This is a genomic window from Salinisphaera japonica YTM-1, from assembly GCF_003788585.1.
Taxonomy (GTDB): domain Bacteria; phylum Pseudomonadota; class Gammaproteobacteria; order Nevskiales; family Salinisphaeraceae; genus Salinisphaera; species Salinisphaera japonica.
Map to the genome: position 1 here is coordinate 38,950 of NZ_AYKG01000002.1, position 18,618 is coordinate 57,567.

Sequence of the window (18,618 nt, forward strand, 5' to 3'; positions counted from 1 at the left end):
GGTCTCACGCCTGGCAGCGCCAAGATATATGTCTGGCGCCGGGGACGGGACGGTAACGCCGCGTCGAGACGTATCCCATGTCAGACGGCGAAAACAAGACAGAACACGGTTCTAGGGAGGGCGTGTCGTCATGAAATATGACGTCGCATTGCCCGCGCCGGGCGTGTCAGGCAAGGCGCGGGCCGCCGAGCGTGGCGTACCAGGTCAAGGCCCGTCAGCGGCATGGCGCGTCCGGCGCGAGCAACCCGAATGGGCCGACTTATCTTATGACGACACGCCCTAGCCGGTCTGGGCCAGTATCTGCATGGCCAGCTCGCGCACGGCGTTCGACATGGCCTGGCCGATGATTTCGGCGTTGTCGCCTGAGCGCGCCGGCAGCGGCTGCGTGATCAGCGCCGTATCGCGCGACACGGCGGTGTCGGCGTTATCGGTGACTCGCCACTGGGCGGCCAGCACCACGGTGCCGCCCGGCTGTGGCTCAAACGTAGAGACATCGACATGCACATCGTAGGGTTTGTTGCGCCCCTGCACGAGTTTTTCGTCGATGGTCTGTTGCAACAGCTGTGTCATGGCCACCGGCAGGCGGATCGCCCATTTCGCGTTGGCCACTTCCGACAGGACATGGGCATCGCTTCGGACCTGGAGATGATAGTTATCCAGATATTCGGGCACCTGCACCCGCATGACGTGCCAGTCACTGGGCCGGGCCGGCACGCGATCGGTCTGTGGCGGCGACAGTGTTATACGCTTGAGCGGCGGCACGCTGCCACAGCCGGCCAGCAGACCGCCGGAGACCAGTAATACGCCGGCCCATCGTAGCGTTGCGTGTTTCATCAGCGGCCATCGCCTCCGTAGAGCAGCGCATGCGGATTGCGCTCGAGTGTTTCGGCAAATCGACGAATCGAGGACGCTGCCGCCGACAGATCGCGCAGGGTGCTCTCGACATCCTGGCGGGTTCCGGAATCGGGATCCGTGACCTGCTGGATCTGTCGCGACAACTGCGCCAGGCTGTCGCTGGTCGCCTGAACGTTGTTCAGCACCTGGGTGATCTGTTCGTCGCGCGAATCGATCTGATCGGTCGCGGTATCGCTGAGCCGCTCGACGCTGGCCAGCGTCTGTTGCAGCTGCTTGTTGTTCTGATTCACCGCGTTCGTGACCGCGGTCAGCGTATCGTCAGTGTTTTCAGTGGTCTGCTTGAGTGCCGGCGTGAGCGTGGTGACGGCCGTATCCACGTCTTCGGCGAGTGTGACCATGGTCTTCAGGGCATGATCGACGCGTTCAAGCGTCTGTTTCCACGGCAGCTCGGCCACCGTGTCCTTGAGTTGATCGAGCTGGGACGGCACAGCCGGAATTTCCGGCACGTCAAGCTTCGAGGGCGCCAACACGAAATTCGCCGGCTCATCGGGCTGGAAATCCAGATTCACCGCAAGCTGTGAGGTGACATAGCTGTAGATGACCAGTTGCGCGCGCAGCCCGTGCTCGACCATCGAATCGATCGACATGTCGTTATCGGCGGTCTCGCCGTTGAGCATGGTCAGATTATCGCCGCTCATGTCCACGGTGACCGCGATGCGTGCGCCTTCACCCTGATCCGCCAGACGCAGCTGCACTTTCTTGACCGTGCCCACTTGCACGCCGCGGAACAGCACACGCGAGCCGTTGGTCAACCCGAGCACGGACTGATCGAAAAAGATGATCGCCTGACGATCCTGGCGCAGCAGCCCGGTATTGCCGAACGCCAGAATGCCGACCGCAATGAGTGCGAGCGCCCCCAGAAGAAACGCGCCGATGATCGTATAGTTACGATTACTCGCCATGCGTCACACGCTGCGTCATATCGATTCTGTCTCCTCGGCCTCGATCGGCTCGCGTTTTAGAAAAGCCCGCACGCGATCCGGGCCGTGCTCGACGAGCCGGTGCGGGTCGCCGTGGGCGATCGCTGTCTTCGACTGATTGTCGAGATAGATACTATCGTCGGCGATGGTAAAAATACTTGGCAGCTCGTGCGTGACCGCGATGACCGACAGTTTGAGCGCGTCGCGCAGGCGCATGATCAAGGCATCCAGGCGCTGCGAGGTGATCGGGTCCAGCCCGGCGCTGGGCTCGTCCAGGAACAGATAGTCCGGGTCCAGCGCGATCGCACGGGCCAGCCCCGCCCGTTTCTGCATGCCGCCCGAGAGTTCGCTGGGCATGCGTGACTGTTGCCCGGCCAGCCCCACGAGTGCCAGCTTGAAGGCCACCTGATCGGCGATTTCACCGGCGCCCATCTTAGTGTGCAGCTGCATCGGCAGTGCAACATTCTCACCCACCGTCATCGACGACCAGAGTGCTGTTGACTGGAACAACACGCCGATGCGTCGTTGCAGTGCGGCACGCTCGGCGCGATCGCCGGTGACCAGACGCTTGCCGTCGAAAACGATCTCGCCCTGATCGGCCCGGGCCAGATCGATCATGTGTCGCAGCAGCGTACTCTTGCCGCAGCCCGACACGCCCATGATCACGAAGATCGAGGCCGGGTGAATCGCGAACGACAGCGCCTCTTGCACCAGCGTATCGCCAAAGGCCAGGCGCAGGTCGCGCACGACGATACCGCGCTCGAGGTTCTGATTATCGGATAGCTCGGCCATAGAAGAGCGGCTTAAATGCCCAGCGCGTTCGTGCAGAGCGCGGCCACGGCATCGATGGAGATGATCCCGATGATACAGACAACCACCGTGCGTGTTGCCGCGCGCCCGACTTCTGCGGCGTTACGCCCGGCGTTCAGCCCGATATAACAACTGGTCAGGGCAATGAGTACGCCGAAGGCGATGGATTTGACGAAGCCGATCACGAATTCGGACAGGCTCATCGCATCCTGTAGCCGCTCGACGAAGGCCACCGGCGGCGTGCCGAGCACGATATGCGCCACGATCATGCCGCCGGCAATAGCCAACGTCGCGCCGTAGAGAAACAGCAGCGGCATCATCAGTGACAAGGCCGCCAACCGAGGCAGGGCCAGGAACTCGAACGGCGAAACGCCGATCATGCGCAGGGCATCAATCTCTTCGTTGGATTCCATGGTCGCCAGATGCGCGGCGAACGTGGCCCCGATACGCCCGGCCATGATGAACGCGGTCATGATCGCGGCCATTTCTCGTGCCGAAGCGATACCCACGAGATCGGCCAGATACATGCCGGCACCGAACGTCTGAAGCTGCACCGCGCCGATAAAGCCAAGCACGGCACCGATCAGGATATTGACGACCGTAACCACCGGCAGTGACGCGGCTCCGGTCTCGCGAACCAGCTCGACGAAATCGCGCCATCGGGTCTGGGCGCGGCCGGACACCAGGGCCGGGGTAAGCGCCATCGCCTGGCCCACCAGATTCGCCGTGTTGCGCGCGACACTGGCCTGCGCGCCCGCTCGGCGGCCCACGCGTGCCAGCAAACCCGGCCGCCGCGGGCGTTCGGGTGCGGCCGGCGTCGGGCTTGCCAGGGCGATGAGTGCCGAAATGTCGTCCGGCAGATCGCGTGTGTCCAGCGACACATTATCCTGGGTCAGTGCGTCGCCCAGCGCATGGACAAACGCCGCCACCCGCGGATGTGCATTATCCAACGCCGCACCATCGACCACCACACGCGATTGGCCGCCCACATCGAGCGTATCGGCGACGTGCGCAGCCGATGGCGGACGTATGGCACGCCCCCAGTCACCCGACAGCTGGACCACCGGCGTGCCCGATTCGGTCTCGAATGCAATCAGCTCCGAGGTCGTCGCCCGCTCGCTCACGTCAAACGCCCCAGCGCGGAGCATTGACATGGCAGCGCACCACGGCCGGCCCATCCTGAGCAGGGCGGCAGCTCACACGAAACGCGAGATTTTCGATCATGCCGCGCAGCTTAGGGCCTGTTGCCGTTTCATGCGAGCGCCGTTTTCGTCGAGAGTCCGCAGTGTGTCCTGCAAGGCGCGAGTCGCCGCGTCGCGGCGTGCCACGACCAAGACTCGTAACGCCGCAGGGCGCCCATCGTTAATTTTTATGGGCGGCCCAACCCTTCGGGCCAAGCGCGCCAAAATTAACGACACGTCGGCAATACAGCGTTCTAGCCCACTTGCGCAGAGTGACTGCGCGGCGCGGACTACGCCTCGTCTTGCCGCAAAACAGCGCTTGGCGCGGGCTCGCATGAAACGGCAACAGGCCCTAACCCAGCCGGCCAGGACGTGCACGGCCGGGCCGCACGCACAACACCCGCCCCCGATTACGGATCGTTGCCCGGAATCGGGGTGTTGGTGGTCGCCGCACCGGCACCGTCTTTTGCGCCCGGCACCGGCTCATAGTCGTCGGCAACCTCTTGCAAGGCCGGATCCAGCGAATCGGACTGCTGTGTCCAGCCGCCGCCCAGCGCCTTGTACAGATCAGCCGTGGCGGTGAAACGCGAGGCGATCGCATCGGCCAGGTCCAGCTGGCTGGAGAACAGATTGCGCTGTGCATCGAGCACGTCGAAGAAATCCGTGCGACCGACCTGATAACGCAGGTTGGCCAGGCGCAGCGTCTCGCGATAGCTTTCGACCTGCTCCTGAATGGCCAGATAGCGCTGGCGGCTGTACTTGACCGCCTGCAGGGCGTTCTCGACTTCCTGGAAAGCTTGCCGCACGGCCTGGCGATACTGAATCTCGGCCTGTGCCTTCTGGGCCTTGGAGCTTCGGTATTGCGCGTTTATCCGGCCGAAATCGAGAATCGGCGCGGTGATCGAGCCGCTGATGCGCTGCAACTCCGAGTACGGCTCGAACAGATCCGACACATCCAGAGCCTGTGTGCCCAGCCCCGCGCTCAGATTGAGCGTCGGGAAGAAACGGGCTTTCGCCACACCGACGTTGGCGTTGGCTGCGATGAGCGAAGCTTCCGCGGCACGGATATCCGGGCGACGTTCGATCAGCGACGACGGCAGTACGACCGGCAGATCGGTCGGCAATGTCAGGTCTTCGAAATCGCCGTCGGGCACCGTTGTGGTGTTCATGATCTGGCGCGGTGTCTTGCCGGTCAGAATCGCCAACGATGTTTGTAGCCGATCGGCCTGTTGTTCCAACGGCGGCAGCTGTGCCCGCGCCGATTGCAACAAGGATTTCGTTTGCAGCAGAACCAGCTTGTTGATCGCGCCGTATTCATAGCGCTTCTTGTCGAGCTGGTAGCCCTGGAGCCGTGTCTTGATCGTCTCCTTGGTGACCGCGATCTGACGCTGATAGGACCGCAGCGACATGTAGTTTGTCACCACGTCCGAGACCACCATCAGACGCAACGAATCCTGGGTGTAGGCTGAACTGAGCAGCTGCCCGCGTGCCTGCTCGGCCGAGCGACGCAGCGCGCCCCACAGATCGAACTCGTAGTTCAACGTCCCGGTGACGGAAAAGAAATTGAAGCGCTGGACCTGGGTGCTGCTGTTCGCACCACCGCCGCCACCGCCTCCGGCGCCACCACCACCGGCCGAGCCGCCGGATGATCCACCGCTGGAGCCGCCGCCGACACCGCCGCCGCCACCGGCAAATGCGGCCGTACCGCTACGCTGCCGCTGGGCCTGGGCCTGGCCTTCGACCGAGGGATAGAGCTGGGCGTTCTGAAAGCCCAGCTCGGCCCGGGCCTGGCGAATACGCTCGAACTGCAGCGCAATCTGCAGGTTCGAATCCAGGGCCTGGTCGATCAGCTTGTTGAGCGTGGGGTCCTGATAGCGCGTCCACCAGTAGGCCAGCTCTTGTTGCTGCTGTTGTGAGAGCAGCGTCGAGTCGAACCGGGATTCCGGCAGATCAAGATCCGGACGTTCATAGTCCGGCCCGACTGCACAACCGGCCAGCAGGACGACCGCACCGAGGATCAGCGCACTACGCATCGTTGTTGTTCCTGTCATTCGTTTCGTCACGACGCGAGTCGTCGGAAAGCTCTTGCGAGCGGTTTTCATCTTCCACGTTATCCGCGTCCGGATCCTGGCCCCGCAGGCGCGAGATCTTGTTCGAGCCGGTCTCGATCAGATCGTAGAACATCGGCACGAACAGGATGGCGAAGAACGTGGCGAACAGCATGCCGCCGATCACCGACGTACCGATCGCGATACGGCTGTTGGCCGAGGCGCCGCTGGCGACCGCCAAGGGCACCGTCGCCAGCACGAAGGTTAACGAGGTCATGATGATCGGACGGAAACGCAGCTTGGCCGCCGAGTAGGCCGCATCCGCCGGACTCTTGCCGGCCCGGCGCTCGATGACCGCGAACTCGACGATCAGAATCGCGTTCTTGGCTGCAAGCCCGATCAATACAAGCAAGCCCACCGTGAAGTAGATGTTGTTGTCGACCCCGCGTAGCCAGACCGCGATATACGCGCCCAGAGCGGCGAACGGCACCGCCGTCAACACAGCCAGCGGCAATGTCCACTTCTCGTACTGGGCCGCCAGAATCAGGAACACCATCACCACGCCGAAGCTCAGCGCGATGGCCGCCGAACTACCCACGTTCTGTGCCTGATAGGCCGTGCCGGTGAATGACCAGCTGTAGCCACTGCCCAGCACCTTGTCGGCCACCTCCTGAATGACGGCATTGGCCTGGCCTGAACTAAAGCCGGCCGCGGGCGAGCCTTGCACCATGGCCGCCGGGAAGACGTTGAAACGCTGTACCACGTCGGCCGAAGTGCTGCGCTGAATCGATACCAGTGAAGATACCGGAATCATGTCGCCCGTCTTGTCGGATTTGACATAGACCTGGCGCAGATCGTCGGGATGCATACGATACGGCGCATCCGACTGCAGGTTCACCTGCCAGTTGCGGCCCAGGAACGTGAACTGGTTGACATAGAGCTGGCCAAACGTGGCCTGCAGCGTGTTGAACAGGTCATTGATCGGCACGCCGAGACTCTTGGCTTTCTCTCGATCGGCCTTGACCTTGTAACGCGGCACGTCGGTGGTCAGCGTAGTACGCACACGTTGCAGCTCGGGGCGCTTGTTGGCCGCGGCCACCAGTTCCTGGGTCTTCTTATAAAGCGCGTTGTAGTCCGAGCCTTCCTTGCTCTGAACATAGCCTTCAAAGCCGCCCGTGGTCGACAGCCCGATGATTGGCGGCGGGTTGAAGGCGATGATTCGTGCGTCAGGCACCTGCGCCCCCAGGCCGAACGCCTGGTTGACCAGATCGAACGACGAGGGCGCGCGCTTGCCCCAGTCCTCGAGTGTGAGGAACATCACGCCGGCCCAGGTGCGCGGCGCGCCGGCCAGAAAGTCATAGCCGGGCACGCTGATCACGCCGGCCAGGCCTTTCATGTTGTCACTGGCCAGATGATAGAAATCCTGGCTTACCTCTTCGGTTCGCTGAAGCGAGGCACCCGGCGGCAGCTGATAGTAGGCAAAGATATAGCCCTGGTCTTCCTGCGGGATCAGGCCCGATGGCACCTGAGTGGATATGGCCCACGTCGCCACGACGACGCCGATGAACATCAAAACGCCCAGAATGAAACGCTTGAGCAGGAAGTTCACGCCCCACAGATAAGCGTCTGTAAGTTTGCTGAAACCCTGGTTGAACTTGCGAAAGACCCAGTTCTTGTTTTCTTTGCTGGGCCTGAGGAACAGGGCGCACAACGCCGGTGTAAGCGTGAGCGCGACCAGCGCCGAAATCAGCACCGATACCGCAATCGTGATCGCGAACTGGCTGTACATCTGGCCGGACAGGCCGCCCAGAAAGCCCACCGGCACGAATACCGCGTTCAAGGCAAGGGTGACCGCGATGATGGGCCCGGTGACCTCCTCCATGGCCTTGATCGAGGCTTGACGCGGCGAGGCTTTCTCCTCGGTCATGATGCGTTCGATGTTCTCGATCACGATGATCGCATCGTCCACCACCAGCCCGATCGCCAGAATCAGGCCGAACAGGGTCAACAGGTTGATCGAAAAGCCCAGCATAAAGATGCCGGCGAATGTACCGACCACCGCAACCGGCACGGCCAGCATGGGGATCAACGTCGCCCAGAAGTTCTGGAGGAAGATGAATATCACCAGCAACACGAGCACGAGAGAGATGAAGAACGTCAGCACCACCTCGTGAATCGAGGCATCGACGAACTTCGTCGTGTTGTAGGGGATCTTATACTCGAGTCCGGCCGGCATGTTCTGGCTGAGCTCCTCCATAAGCGCGTTCACGCGCTCGGCCGTGGCCAGTGCGTTGGCCCCGGGCTGGAGATAGATCGCCGCCGGCACCGCCGGCTGCCCGTTGAAACTGTGCAGGGTCGAGTAGGCCTGCGCGCCCAGTTCGATCCGTGCGACATCGCGCAGCCTTAGCACACGCCCGTTGTCCATGGACTTCAGGATGATCTGCTCGAACTGTTTCTCGTTCGAGAACCGTCCTTCGGTACTGGCGGTGAACGTAAAGGCGATATCGGCGTCGCCATACGGCCGCTGGCCGAACTTACCGGCTGCAAACTGCGAGTTCTGTTCGTTGATCGCGGCCTGTACGTCGCTCGTGGTCACCCCGAAACGCGCCATCTTGGACGGATCCAGCCAGATGCGCATCGAGTAGTCCTCGCTCGAGAACAGTCGTGCGTCCCCCACGCCCTGTAGGCGTTTAATGGGATCGATGAGATACACCAGCATGTAGTTACTGATGAATGTCGTATCGAACTTCTGTTCAGGCGAGAAGACCGTCAGCACCTGCAGAATGCTCGTGGACTGCTTGCGCACCGTCACACCGGTCTGCTGCACCACGTTCGGCAACAACGCCAGCGCGGACTGGACTCGGTTGTTGACGTCGATGGTCGCCAGATCCGGGTCCGTGCCGATCTTGAACGTGACGTTCAACTGCATCTGACCGGAGTCGGATGCCGTGGACGTCATGTAGATCATGTTCTCGACACCGTTGATCGATGTCTCGAGCGGCGCGGCGACCGTCTTGGCGATATCCTCGGCGCTGGCGCCCGGATAGTTGGCACGCACCACCACTTCCGGCGGCACGACATCCGGATACTGCGCGATCGGCAACGAGCGCATCGCCAACACCCCGGACAGGGTGATGACGATGGCCAGAACCGTTGCGAATACCGGCCGTTCAATAAAAAACTTCGACAGCACGCGAGCGCCCTCTACTGATTGTCTTCAGCCGACGAGCTGTTGCTCGACGACTTTTGATTGTCGCCCGCGGCACTGCCGCCGGCTGCCGAATCCTTGTTCGATGACGTATCAGCCGATTTGACCTCGACGGGCATCCCCGGCTGCAACGTACCCAAACCTGAGGTGATGACCTGATCACCGGCCTCGAGGCCATCGGTGATCACACGGCCGGAGTCGGTATCCGGGCCGAGCGTGACCGCCTGTGTCGTGGCCTTGCCGTCCTGGTTGATCACGAACACGTTGACACGCTGCCCGCTATCCGAGACCGCCTCATTGGGAATGACCAATGCATCCTCGATCGTCTGAATACGAATACGGGCCCGCACGTAGCGCCCGGGCATCAACGCGTTTTCCGGGTTCTTGACCACGGCACGCAGCTGCACGGTGCCGGTGTCCGGGTCGATCGTGCTCTGTGTGAAGTCGACCTCGCCTTTGTACGGGAACACGTCGCCGGTGCCCGTGATGATCGTGGCCTCGCGGGTGGACGCATCACTGGTTTGCTTGCCCATTTCGGCCAGCGCCTTGCGCCGAGCGAACGCATCGTCTTCGGGCAGCGCGAACAACACATAGACCGGGTCAAGCTGCGTGATCGTGGTCAGCTGCGTCTGGTTGGCGGTGACCAGCGAGCCGAGATCGATATCGCGCAGACTGGTCACGCCCGTGATCGGCGCTTCGACATGGGTATAGCCCAGATCAATCTGTGCCGACTCCAGATTGGCTTCGGCCTGTTGCACGGCCGCCTGATCGGAGTTGAAATTCGACAACGCCTGGTCCCGCTCGGCCTCACTTACGGCGTTCGCGTCATACAGCCGCTTAGTTCGGTTATAAATACGACGCGAGTTTTCCAGGCTGGCCTTGGCGCTGGCCAATGTGGCCTTGCGCTGATTGACGGTCGCGCGATACGGCTTCGGGTCAATCGTGAACAGCAGATCGCCCTGGTGAACGATCGAGCCTTCCTGATAATTCTTGGCCAACAGCACGCCGTTGACCCGTCCGATGATGCGCGCGGTCTGCTTGCCCTGTACGCGGCCGGGATATTCGCCATACACCTGAACGGCCTCCGGCTGCACGGTGACCGCCGACACCTTCGTGGCCGGCTGTTTCTGTGATTGACCGCCCTTGCTGGCGCCGCCACCGCCAGACGATTCTTCACCGCCGCCGCAGGCGGCCAACGTCGCCGTGAGACTGAAAACGACAAGCGCACGAAACGCTGTCATACGTCGCCGGGCGACGTCGTTACGAAAACGCATACCGATATCCCTGAGCTCTGTGGCTGTACCGCATCGTATGATACATACATTCGTGTATGTATGTAATATAGCGCCATCCCGTTACGCGACGACGACCCGATTCTTCCGCAGTATGGCACGCAAGACGAAGAGCGAATCCGTGCAGACCCGCGAGCGCATACTCGATGCCGCCGAGATCGAGATGTTGGCGCGGGGCGTCGGCAAGGCATCACTCGAGCAGATCGCCCGGCGTGCCGCGGTGACTCGTGGCGCGATTTACTGGCATTTCGAGGATAAGACCAGTTTGTTACAGGCCATGATCGCGCGCACGAAAATGCCGATGCGGGATCTGCGACGCTGTATCGGCCAACATATCCCCGGTGCGGCACCACGCGAGTTGCTGCGGGAGATGATGCTACATGCCGTACAACGCCTGGCCGGTGATGCCCAGCATCGCCGGGTCTGTCATATCGTGCTGCATCGCTGTGAAATCAATGACCAAGAGGTCACCAGCAACCGCGTGCTGGAGGCGATGTTTGATGAGACACGAACCGCGCTGTTGGCTCTTTGCGAAGAAATCGCGGATGACTTTCCGCTAGCCCAAGGCCTGTCGCCGGCCGATGCCAGCGATATGATCGTGGCGTTCCTGGCGGGCCTGTATGAGTGCAGCCTGCGCCACCCGGCCACCTACGCCGTGGAAAACAATGCCACGGCCAAGATCGATGCATTGCTGAACGGGCTGTTCCCGGCGCCGGCCGGCACGTCCCTTTCAGCTAGCTGAAAGGGATGCTGGCGGCCGCAGGTAAGCGCTTAACCTGGCCACGCCACGCCGACCCGTAATAATCCAGCACCGCCGGGGCACGCGTGTCGATGGGCCGCGCCGGGCCCAGAAAGCGCGGCGGCGTATCCAGCACGAAAACATCCAGCACGGCTTTTACCCGCGCAAGATATTCGCGCGTCTCGGTACGCAGTGGCTGGCGCCGGTCTTCGTCGGGCCAGGTATAGCCCGCGGCCGACAGGCCGGTTCGCTCGGCCAGAAACAGCGCGCGATACTCGTGATAACGCTGGGTAATCAACGTGGTGTGCGATAAGCCGAAGACAGCCCTGGCCCGCACGACCGAATCCAGCGTACGGAAACCGGCGAAATCGAGCGTGATGGCGGCATCCGGCACACCCAGCTTACGCAGGGCCTGGTACATCTTCTGTGGCTCGTTGTACGCCCGCGACGGATTGGCGCCTGAGACCAGCAGATAACGCACCTTACCGGCGTGAAACAGCTGTGCCGCGGCGTTGATCCGGTTCTCGAACAACAGGTTCGGCCGGCCCGTGTGCGTATACGGGCTGGTGCCCAACACCAGCGCCACGTCGGCCACCGGCACGCGCTGGGTCGTGTCGTAGACTGCCCCACGCGTGGCACCAACCATCCAGGCATTGATGGCGAGCGCTGCCAGTGCAGCCGTGCCGACCAATGAAATCAGCGTTTTGACGAAGCCGATCATCACGAGCCACTCGCCGCGCGAGACCCACACCCGGATTGTGGCCCGCTCATTGCCCGACCCCGCTGGGCAAGGCCGGGCGCGACAGCGCACTGATGGCTTCGGTGAGTCCCGCCGGCGTGAGTGGGTACATCCGGTCATCCATGAGACGACGGGTCATCTCGATCGACGGGGTGAAATCCCAGCGCTCGTCGGGCACCGGATTGAGCCAGACCGAGCGCGGAAACGCCTCGCGCATGCGCGTGAGCCACGTGGCCCCGGCCTCGTTGTTCCAGTGTTCCACCGAGCCACCGGGATACGCGATTTCATAAGGGCTCATCGTCGCATCCCCCACGAACAGGACGCGATAATCGCTGCCGAAGGTTCGGCACAGCTCGGTCGTGGGCAGACTTTCCTGGCGTCGACGCTTGTTGTCATCCCACACCGCTTCATAGATGAAGTTGTGGAAATAGTAATACCGCAGATGCTGGAATTCCGAACGTGCGGCGGTAAACAACTGCTCGCAAGCCGCCACGTGGTCATCCATCGAGCCGCCGACGTCGAACAGGATCAATAGTTTCAGCGCGTTTCGACGGCTGGCGTGGTAGACCAGATCGAGCTGGCCGCCGCGCCGGGCCGTGGAGGCGATCGTGTCGTCCAGATCCAGCTCCTCGGCCGCGCCTTCGCGTGCAAAACGCCGCAGCCGGCGCAGCGCGATCTGGATATTGCGGGTGCCAAGCTCTCGATCATCCGCCAGGTCGGCATATTCGCGCTGTTCCCAGACCTTGACCGCCCGTCGATGTCGGCCCGTGTCCTGACCGATGCGAATGCCTTCGGGGTTGTAGCCATAGGCGCCGAACGGCGAGCGCCCGGCCGTGCCGATCCATTTGTTGCTGCCCTCGTGGCGCTCGTCCTGCTCGGCCAGACGCTTTTCCAGCGTCTCCATGAGCTTGTCCCAACCGCCTAGCGCCTCGATCTGGGCTTTCTGATCCTCGCTCAAATCCAGCTCGGCGAGTTTTTCCAGCCACTCGTCAGGGATCGCGACGCCCTCGGCGCCGACCTGTTCGATTCCCTTGAAATAAGCCGCAAACACGCGATCGAAACGATCAAAATGTGTCTCGTCCTTGACCAGACACGTCCGTGCCAGGACATAGAACGAGTCGATCGATAACCCCGCCACATGGGCTTCCAAGCCTTCCAGCAGCGCCAGATACTCGGTGATGGAGGTTTTCAAACCGCCATCGCGCAGGGCATAGAAGAAATCGATCAACACGAGACGGGGCCCTGGCTAACGACGACCGCGCCGGCTCATGAAAGCCAGGCGCTCGAACAAGTGGATATCCTGCTCGTTTTTCAGCAGCGCGCCGTGCAGCGGCGGCAAGTCGTTGTCGGTCGAATGCAGCGAATCGGCCGGAATATCTTCGGCCAACAACAACTTCAGCCAGTCGATCAGCTCCGATGTGGAGGGCTTTTTCTTGATCCCCGGCACCGCCCGGATATCGAAGAACAGATCCAGGGCGTCGGAAAGCAGGCGTTTCTTAAGGTCCGGAAAATGCACGGCCACGATATCGGCCATCGTGTCCTTGTCCGGGAAGTTGATGTAGTGAAAGAAACACCGCCGTAGAAACGCATCCGGCAGCTCTTTTTCGTTGTTCGAGGTGATGATGATGATCGGCCGATGCCGAGCCTCGATGGTCTGACGGGTCTCATAGACATCGAAAGCCATGCGATCAAGCTCGCGTAGCAGATCGTTGGGGAATTCGACGTCGGCCTTGTCGATTTCATCGATCAGCAGCACCGGCTGCGCGTCGGCGGTGAAACACTCCCACAGCGGGCCGGGCACGATGTAATTGCCGATATCGTGTACCCGGGCATCGCCGAGCTGAGAGTCACGCAGGCGCGATACGGCGTCGTACTCGTAGAGCCCCTGCGCGGCCTTGGTGGTGGACTTGATATGCCAGGCATGCAAAGTCTTGCCGAGCCCCGCGGCCACTTCTTCGGCCAGCATGGTCTTGCCGGTGCCCGGCTCACCCTTGATGAGCAGCGGCCGCGACAACGTGGCCGCGGCGTTGACGGCCAGCTTCAAATCATCGGTGGCGACATATCGATCGGTGCCTGCGAACTCCACGCTCATATCAACGCCCTCGAGCCCGATCGGCCAGCACGGCGATCGCCGGCAGTGTCTTGCCTTCCAGAAATTCCAGGAACGCGCCGCCACCGGTCGAGATATAGCTGACGTCGTCACCGACGTCGTATTTCTCGATCGCGGCCAGCGTGTCGCCACCGCCGGCGATCGAGAACGCATCACTGGCGGCGATAGCATCCGACAAGGCTTGGGTGCCGCCCCCGAACGCCTCGATCTCGAACACGCCAACGGGGCCATTCCAGACGATGGTGCCGGCCGATTTCAGGATATCGGCCACGGTTTCGCGGGCCTGGGTGCCGATATCCAGAATCATTTCGTCGGCGCCGACGCTATCGATGGCGCGTTCGTGTGCCGTGGCGTTTTCTGATAGCTCAGTGGCGACAACGACGTCTTGCGGCAAGGGAATATCGCCGCCGCGCTCACGGATGTCGGCATGGATCGCCTTGGCCTCATCGACCAGATCCGCCTCGTGGAGCGAGGCCCCGATGTCGTGGCCCGCCGCGGCCAGAAACGTGTTGGCGATCCCGCCGCCCACGATGAGCTGATCGGCCAGCGTGGAAAGCGACTTCAACAGCGACAGTTTCGAGGACACCTTCGAGCCGCCGACCACGACCACGAGGGGCCGTTTGGGATCGTCCATCGCGGCCGTCAACGCTTCGACCTCGGCCATCAGCAACGGCCCGGCGCAGGCGACCGGCGCGTGGCGTGCCACACCTTCCGTCGAGGCCTGGGCGCGATGAGCCGTACCGAAGGCGTCCATGACGAACACATCGCACAGCCCGCCCATGGTCTGACTCAGGTCTTCGTCATTGGCTTTTTCGCCGACGTTGAAACGCACGTTCTCACAGATGACGAGCTCGCCTTCGGCGACTTCCACGCCGTCCAGCCAGTCCTTGATCAGGGGCACGTCAAAGCCGAGCTCACCGGATAACCAGCGCGCCACCGGCGCCAGACTATCGGCCTCGGTCGGCTCACCTTCGGTCGGCCGCCCCAGATGGGCCATGACCATCACGCGCGCCCCGGCTTCGATCGCTTTCTTGATCGTGGGCAAGGCCGCTCGCAGCCGTGCGGCCGAGGCCACCTCGCCGTCCTTGATCGGCACGTTCAAGTCTTCTCGAATCAGCACGCGCTTGCCGGCGAGCTCGACGTCGTCCATCGAAAGCAGCTTCATGGGAATCCCAATATTCTTGTCGATTGCAGCGGCCGCCCGCGAGCGCGACGGCCGGGTATTTCAAACCATACAAACACAAAGACCGGAACATGTCCGGTCTTTGTGGTCTGACAGATAACGCGAGGCAATCAGCCAGCGTTGGCCAATGCCAGGGCCGAGTCGAGCATCCGGTTCGAGAAGCCCCACTCGTTGTCGTACCAGGAACAGACCTTGATCAGACGGCCGCCGGCCACCTTGGTCAGCTTGGAATCAACCGTGGACGACGCCGGGTTGTGGTTGTAGTCAACGGAGACCAGCTCTTCGTCGGTATAGGCCAGAACGCCCTTGAGCTCGCCACCGGCGGCATTCTTCAGGACTTCGTTGACCTGCTCGACGGTGACGTCCTGCGACACGGTCGCCGATAGATCGACGAACGAGACGTTGATCGTCGGCACGCGTACGGCAAAACCGTCGAGTTTGCCTTCCAGTTCCGGCAGCACGAGGCTTACCGCCGCGGCCGCACCCGTCTTGGTCGGAATCATGCTCTGCGTGGCACTGCGCGCGCGGCGAATATCCTTGTGATAAACGTCCGAGAGCACCTGGTCGTTGGTGTACGAGTGGATGGTGTTCATCAACCCGTACTCGATGCCGAATGCTTCGTGCAGCGGCTTGACCAACGGCGCCAGGCAGTTCGTCGTGCACGAGGCGTTGGAGACGATCTTGTCCTCCGGGGTCAGTGTCTCGTGGTTCACGCCGAAGACAATGGTCTTCATGTCGCTGCCGGCCGGGGCCGAGATCAACACTTTCTTGGCGCCGCCTTTCAGGTGCGCGCTGGCTTTTTCCTCGCTGGCAAACAGACCCGTGCATTCCAGCACGACGTCCACGCCCAGATCGCCCCAGGGCAGGTTGGCCGGGTCACGCTCGGACAACACCTTGATCTTGTGCCCGTCCACGACCAGATGATCGCCTTCAGCGGAAACTTCGCCCGGGAACTTGCCGTGCGCGGTGTCGTACTGCGTCAAGTGCGCGTTCATCTGGGCGTCACCCAAGTCGTTGATCGCAACGATTTCGAGCTCATCCGTACGCTTGCCTTCGAACAAGGCACGCAGCACGTTGCGGCCGATGCGGCCATAGCCGTTAATGCCGATTTTCACTGCCATGTTGGCTCCTAAACTTTTTTTAAAAACAAAACGGGCCGACGCGCGCTTACAGCTGTCGTTTGATGGCCTGCACTACGCCGTCCACGGTGACGCCGAACTCGGCATAGACTTCTTCGGCCGGCGCCGACAGGCCGAAATCATCCACGCCGACAACCTCGCCCGTCGCACCGACGAATCGGTACCAGCTATCGGATACACCGGCCTCCACGGCCACGCGTGCGGTCACGTTGGGGGGTAGAACGCTATCACGATAGCCGGCGTCCTGGCTGGCAAACACTTCGATACACGGCATGGACACCACACGAACCGCCACGCCGTCATCGGCAAGCTTTCTGGCAGCGTTCACGGCCAGCTCAAGCTCGGTACCGGTCCCGATCACGATCGCGTCGGGCGTGTCCTTGGTATCGACAAGCACGTAGCCGCCCTTGTCGATCGCAGCCACGGTATCGGCATCACGCTCGTGATGATCCGTATCCTGGCGCGACAGGGCGATGGCACAGGGCCCGTTCACCCGCTCGATAGCCGCACGCCAGGCCACGGCCGTTTCGACATCGTCGCCCGGGCGCCATACGTGCAGGTTGGGAATCAAACGCAGGGCCGCGACGTGCTCGACCGCCTGGTGCGTTGGCCCGTCTTCCCCCAACCCGATGGAGTCATGCGTGTAGACGAACACGTTGCGTGCCTGCATGAGGGCCGCCATGCGCACCGCGTTGCGTGCATAGTCCGAAAACGTCAAGAACGTGGCACCAAAAGGCACGAGACCGCCGTGCAGGCTCAAACCGTTGGTTATGGCTGACATGCCGAATTCGCGCACGCCGTAGCACACATAGTTGCCGGATTTATCGGCCGCCGAAATCGGTTGATAGCCGTCGAAATCTGTGCCGTTGGATCCGGTCAGATCGGCCGAGCCGCCAAACAATTCGGGCAGCACGTTGGAAAACGCGCCCAGTGCCGCTTTGGATGACTTACGCGTGGCCGTACGTTTGCCATCGGCCTGTGTCTTTTCGATAAAGGTTCTGGCCTGATCGGCCCAGTTTCCAGGGAACCGGTTGTCCAGGCGCCGATCGAATTCCGCCGCCAGATCCGGATGGCTGCTGGCAAAACGATCGTAGCGCTGCTGCCACGCCGCTTCGGCCTGTTTGCCGGCCTGTCGGTGATCCCAGGCCTCGTAAAGCGCCTCGGGCACGGCGAATCGTGTTTCGTCTGACCAGCCCAACTCCTTGCGAGCCGCGCTGATTTCGTCGTCGCCCAGTGCCGCACCATGGACCTTGGCCGTGCCCTTCATGTTGGGCGCGCCCCAGCCGATCACCGTCTTGCAGCAGATGATTGTCGGACGGTCGGCATCTGCTTTGGCTTCACGAATGGCCGCGTCGATCTCGCCGGCGTCGTGGCCGTCGACATCAGCGATCACCTGCCAGCCGTAGGCCTTGAAACGCGCCGGCACATCCTCGGTGAACCAGCCCTCGGTCTCGCCGTCAATGGAGATACCGTTGTCATCATAGAACACGACGAGCTTGCCGAGGCCCAGCGTACCGGCCAGCGAGCATGCTTCATGACTTATGCCTTCCATGAGGCAGCCATCGCCGGCAAAACAGTACGTGTGGTGATCAACGACAGACTCATCACTTACGTTGAAATCCGCGGCGAGACTTGCCTCGGCCAGCGCCATGCCAACCGCGTTGCCAAGGCCCTGACCCAGCGGCCCGGTCGTTGTCTCCACGCCCGGCGTCATGAAGTTTTCCGGATGCCCCGGCGTCTTCGAATGCAGCTGGCGAAACGCCTTGATGTCGTCCAGCGACACATCGTAGCCGGTCAAGTGCAGCGCAGCGTACTGCAGCATCGAACCGTGGCCATTCGAGAGCAGGAAACGATCGCGATCCAGCCACTCCGGGTTGGCCGGGTTGTACTTGAGGTGATCGTTGAACAACACCTCGGCAATATCCGCCATGCCCATCGGCATACCGGGGTGACCGGAATTGGCCTGTTGGACGGCATCCATCGACAGAATACGAATCGCATTCGCTAAATCGCGACGTTCGGGCATCTCCACTCCAGTACGAGTTTTTTATCGCTGTCATTGTCTGGCAAAGCGTAGCAGCGAGCAACACGAGCGCGTCACGATCGATGCATGAGCCATCATTAATTACAACTTAGGTCTCATATTTATAATCTCAATAAAAATATTCTCTCGATAGCTTTTGCCTACTCGAAAAGTTCGCTATTTGTATTTCAAATCATATGCTTACGTTTTCTCTTTCAAAAAAATGTTGAGCCATCAACGGCTGGACAACCGGCTTCCGGGTTATTTAATTGCAGAGTCGTTGATTTATTTTCGTTTTCATGTGCTAGCGT

14 protein-coding genes are annotated in these 18,618 nt (G+C 61.6%); 1 reads left to right on the forward strand and 13 read right to left on the reverse strand.

Going from position 1 to position 18,618, the window contains the following annotated elements; translation table 11 throughout:
• Positions 1 to 279: 279 nt before the first annotated feature.
• The 7 genes from SAJA_RS01445 to SAJA_RS01475 all read right to left on the reverse strand — a co-directional run bounded on the left by SAJA_RS01445 (position 280) and on the right by SAJA_RS01475 (position 10,356).
• Positions 280 to 834 carry a PqiC family protein gene (locus SAJA_RS01445; protein WP_123656884.1) on the reverse strand — a complete coding sequence of 185 codons (555 nt, stop codon included), beginning with the start codon at positions 832 to 834 and terminating at the stop codon, positions 280 to 282.
• Positions 834 to 1,817, reverse strand: a complete 984-nt coding sequence (locus SAJA_RS01450; RefSeq protein WP_123656885.1) for an MlaD family protein — start codon at positions 1,815 to 1,817, stop codon at positions 834 to 836. Before SAJA_RS01450 ends, SAJA_RS01445 begins: the two co-directional genes overlap by 1 nt.
• 15 nt (positions 1,818 to 1,832) lie before the next feature.
• Positions 1,833 to 2,627 carry an ABC transporter ATP-binding protein gene (locus SAJA_RS01455; RefSeq protein ID WP_123656886.1) on the reverse strand — a complete coding sequence of 265 codons (795 nt, stop codon included), beginning with the start codon at positions 2,625 to 2,627 and terminating at the stop codon, positions 1,833 to 1,835.
• Positions 2,628 to 2,638: 11 nt separating this feature from the next.
• Positions 2,639 to 3,769, reverse strand: coding sequence for an MlaE family ABC transporter permease (locus tag SAJA_RS01460; RefSeq protein ID WP_184999695.1), 1,131 nt, complete (start codon positions 3,767 to 3,769; stop codon positions 2,639 to 2,641).
• A 467-nt stretch (positions 3,770 to 4,236) separates the two neighbouring features.
• Positions 4,237 to 5,859 carry an efflux transporter outer membrane subunit gene (locus SAJA_RS01465; RefSeq protein WP_184999696.1) on the reverse strand — a complete coding sequence of 541 codons (1,623 nt, stop codon included), beginning with the start codon at positions 5,857 to 5,859 and terminating at the stop codon, positions 4,237 to 4,239.
• Positions 5,852 to 9,067: an efflux RND transporter permease subunit gene (locus SAJA_RS01470; RefSeq protein WP_123656889.1), complete on the reverse strand. Its 3,216-nt coding sequence runs from the start codon at positions 9,065 to 9,067 to the stop codon at positions 5,852 to 5,854. The genes SAJA_RS01465 and SAJA_RS01470 overlap by 8 nt, the downstream gene beginning before the upstream one ends.
• Before the next feature lie 11 nt (positions 9,068 to 9,078).
• A complete protein-coding gene (locus SAJA_RS01475; RefSeq protein ID WP_123656890.1) occupies positions 9,079 to 10,356 on the reverse strand; it encodes an efflux RND transporter periplasmic adaptor subunit in 1,278 nt (425 codons plus the stop codon).
• 112 nt (positions 10,357 to 10,468) lie between these two features.
• Between SAJA_RS01475 and SAJA_RS01480 the strand changes: the two genes are divergently transcribed.
• Positions 10,469 to 11,116 (forward strand): TetR family transcriptional regulator, encoded by a 648-nt coding sequence (locus SAJA_RS01480; protein ID WP_184999697.1) that lies wholly within the window; start codon positions 10,469 to 10,471, stop codon positions 11,114 to 11,116.
• Here the strand turns inward: SAJA_RS01480 and SAJA_RS01485 are convergent.
• The 6 genes from SAJA_RS01485 to tkt form a co-directional block, all read right to left on the reverse strand.
• On the reverse strand, positions 11,109 to 11,834 hold the full coding sequence (locus SAJA_RS01485) for a SanA/YdcF family protein (RefSeq protein WP_221180081.1): 726 nt from the start codon (positions 11,832 to 11,834) through the stop codon (positions 11,109 to 11,111). The genes SAJA_RS01480 and SAJA_RS01485 overlap by 8 nt on opposite strands.
• Positions 11,835 to 11,880: 46 nt before the next feature.
• Positions 11,881 to 13,083, reverse strand: a complete 1,203-nt coding sequence (locus SAJA_RS01490; protein WP_123656893.1) for a vWA domain-containing protein — start codon at positions 13,081 to 13,083, stop codon at positions 11,881 to 11,883.
• Positions 13,084 to 13,098: 15 nt separating this feature from the next.
• The gene (locus tag SAJA_RS01495; protein ID WP_123656894.1) at positions 13,099 to 13,944 is read right to left on the reverse strand and encodes an AAA family ATPase; all 846 of its coding nucleotides are present in this window, start codon (positions 13,942 to 13,944) and stop codon (positions 13,099 to 13,101) included.
• Between the two features lies 1 nt (position 13,945).
• Positions 13,946 to 15,127 (reverse strand): phosphoglycerate kinase, encoded by a 1,182-nt coding sequence (locus tag SAJA_RS01500; RefSeq protein ID WP_123656895.1) that lies wholly within the window; start codon positions 15,125 to 15,127, stop codon positions 13,946 to 13,948.
• 128 nt (positions 15,128 to 15,255) lie between these two features.
• Positions 15,256 to 16,266: a type I glyceraldehyde-3-phosphate dehydrogenase gene (gap, locus tag SAJA_RS01505; RefSeq protein ID WP_123656896.1), complete on the reverse strand. Its 1,011-nt coding sequence runs from the start codon at positions 16,264 to 16,266 to the stop codon at positions 15,256 to 15,258.
• A gap of 46 nt (positions 16,267 to 16,312) precedes the next feature.
• Positions 16,313 to 18,310: a transketolase gene (gene tkt, locus SAJA_RS01510; protein WP_123656897.1), complete on the reverse strand. Its 1,998-nt coding sequence runs from the start codon at positions 18,308 to 18,310 to the stop codon at positions 16,313 to 16,315.
• Positions 18,311 to 18,618 lie beyond the last annotated feature (308 nt).

Bases quoted from the DNA above. Each gene is read 5' to 3' on its own strand.
- SAJA_RS01445 (WP_123656884.1), bottom strand. From the start codon at position 834: ATGAAACACGCAACGCTACGATGGGCCGGCGTATTACTGGTCTCCGGC.
- SAJA_RS01465 (WP_184999696.1), bottom strand. From the start codon at position 5,859: ATGCGTAGTGCGCTGATCCTCGGTGCGGTCGTCCTGCTGGCCGGTTGT.
- SAJA_RS01480 (WP_184999697.1), top strand. From the start codon at position 10,469: ATGGCACGCAAGACGAAGAGCGAATCCGTGCAGACCCGCGAGCGCATA.
- gap (WP_123656896.1), bottom strand. From the start codon at position 16,266: ATGGCAGTGAAAATCGGCATTAACGGCTATGGCCGCATCGGCCGCAAC.
- SAJA_RS01485 (WP_221180081.1), bottom strand. From the start codon at position 11,834: ATGATCGGCTTCGTCAAAACGCTGATTTCATTGGTCGGCACGGCTGCA.
- tkt (WP_123656897.1), bottom strand. From the start codon at position 18,310: ATGCCCGAACGTCGCGATTTAGCGAATGCGATTCGTATTCTGTCGATG.
- SAJA_RS01475 (WP_123656890.1), bottom strand. From the start codon at position 10,356: ATGCGTTTTCGTAACGACGTCGCCCGGCGACGTATGACAGCGTTTCGT.
- SAJA_RS01495 (WP_123656894.1), bottom strand. From the start codon at position 13,944: ATGAGCGTGGAGTTCGCAGGCACCGATCGATATGTCGCCACCGATGAT.
- SAJA_RS01455 (WP_123656886.1), bottom strand. From the start codon at position 2,627: ATGGCCGAGCTATCCGATAATCAGAACCTCGAGCGCGGTATCGTCGTG.
- SAJA_RS01500 (WP_123656895.1), bottom strand. From the start codon at position 15,127: ATGAAGCTGCTTTCGATGGACGACGTCGAGCTCGCCGGCAAGCGCGTG.
- SAJA_RS01450 (WP_123656885.1), bottom strand. From the start codon at position 1,817: ATGGCGAGTAATCGTAACTATACGATCATCGGCGCGTTTCTTCTGGGG.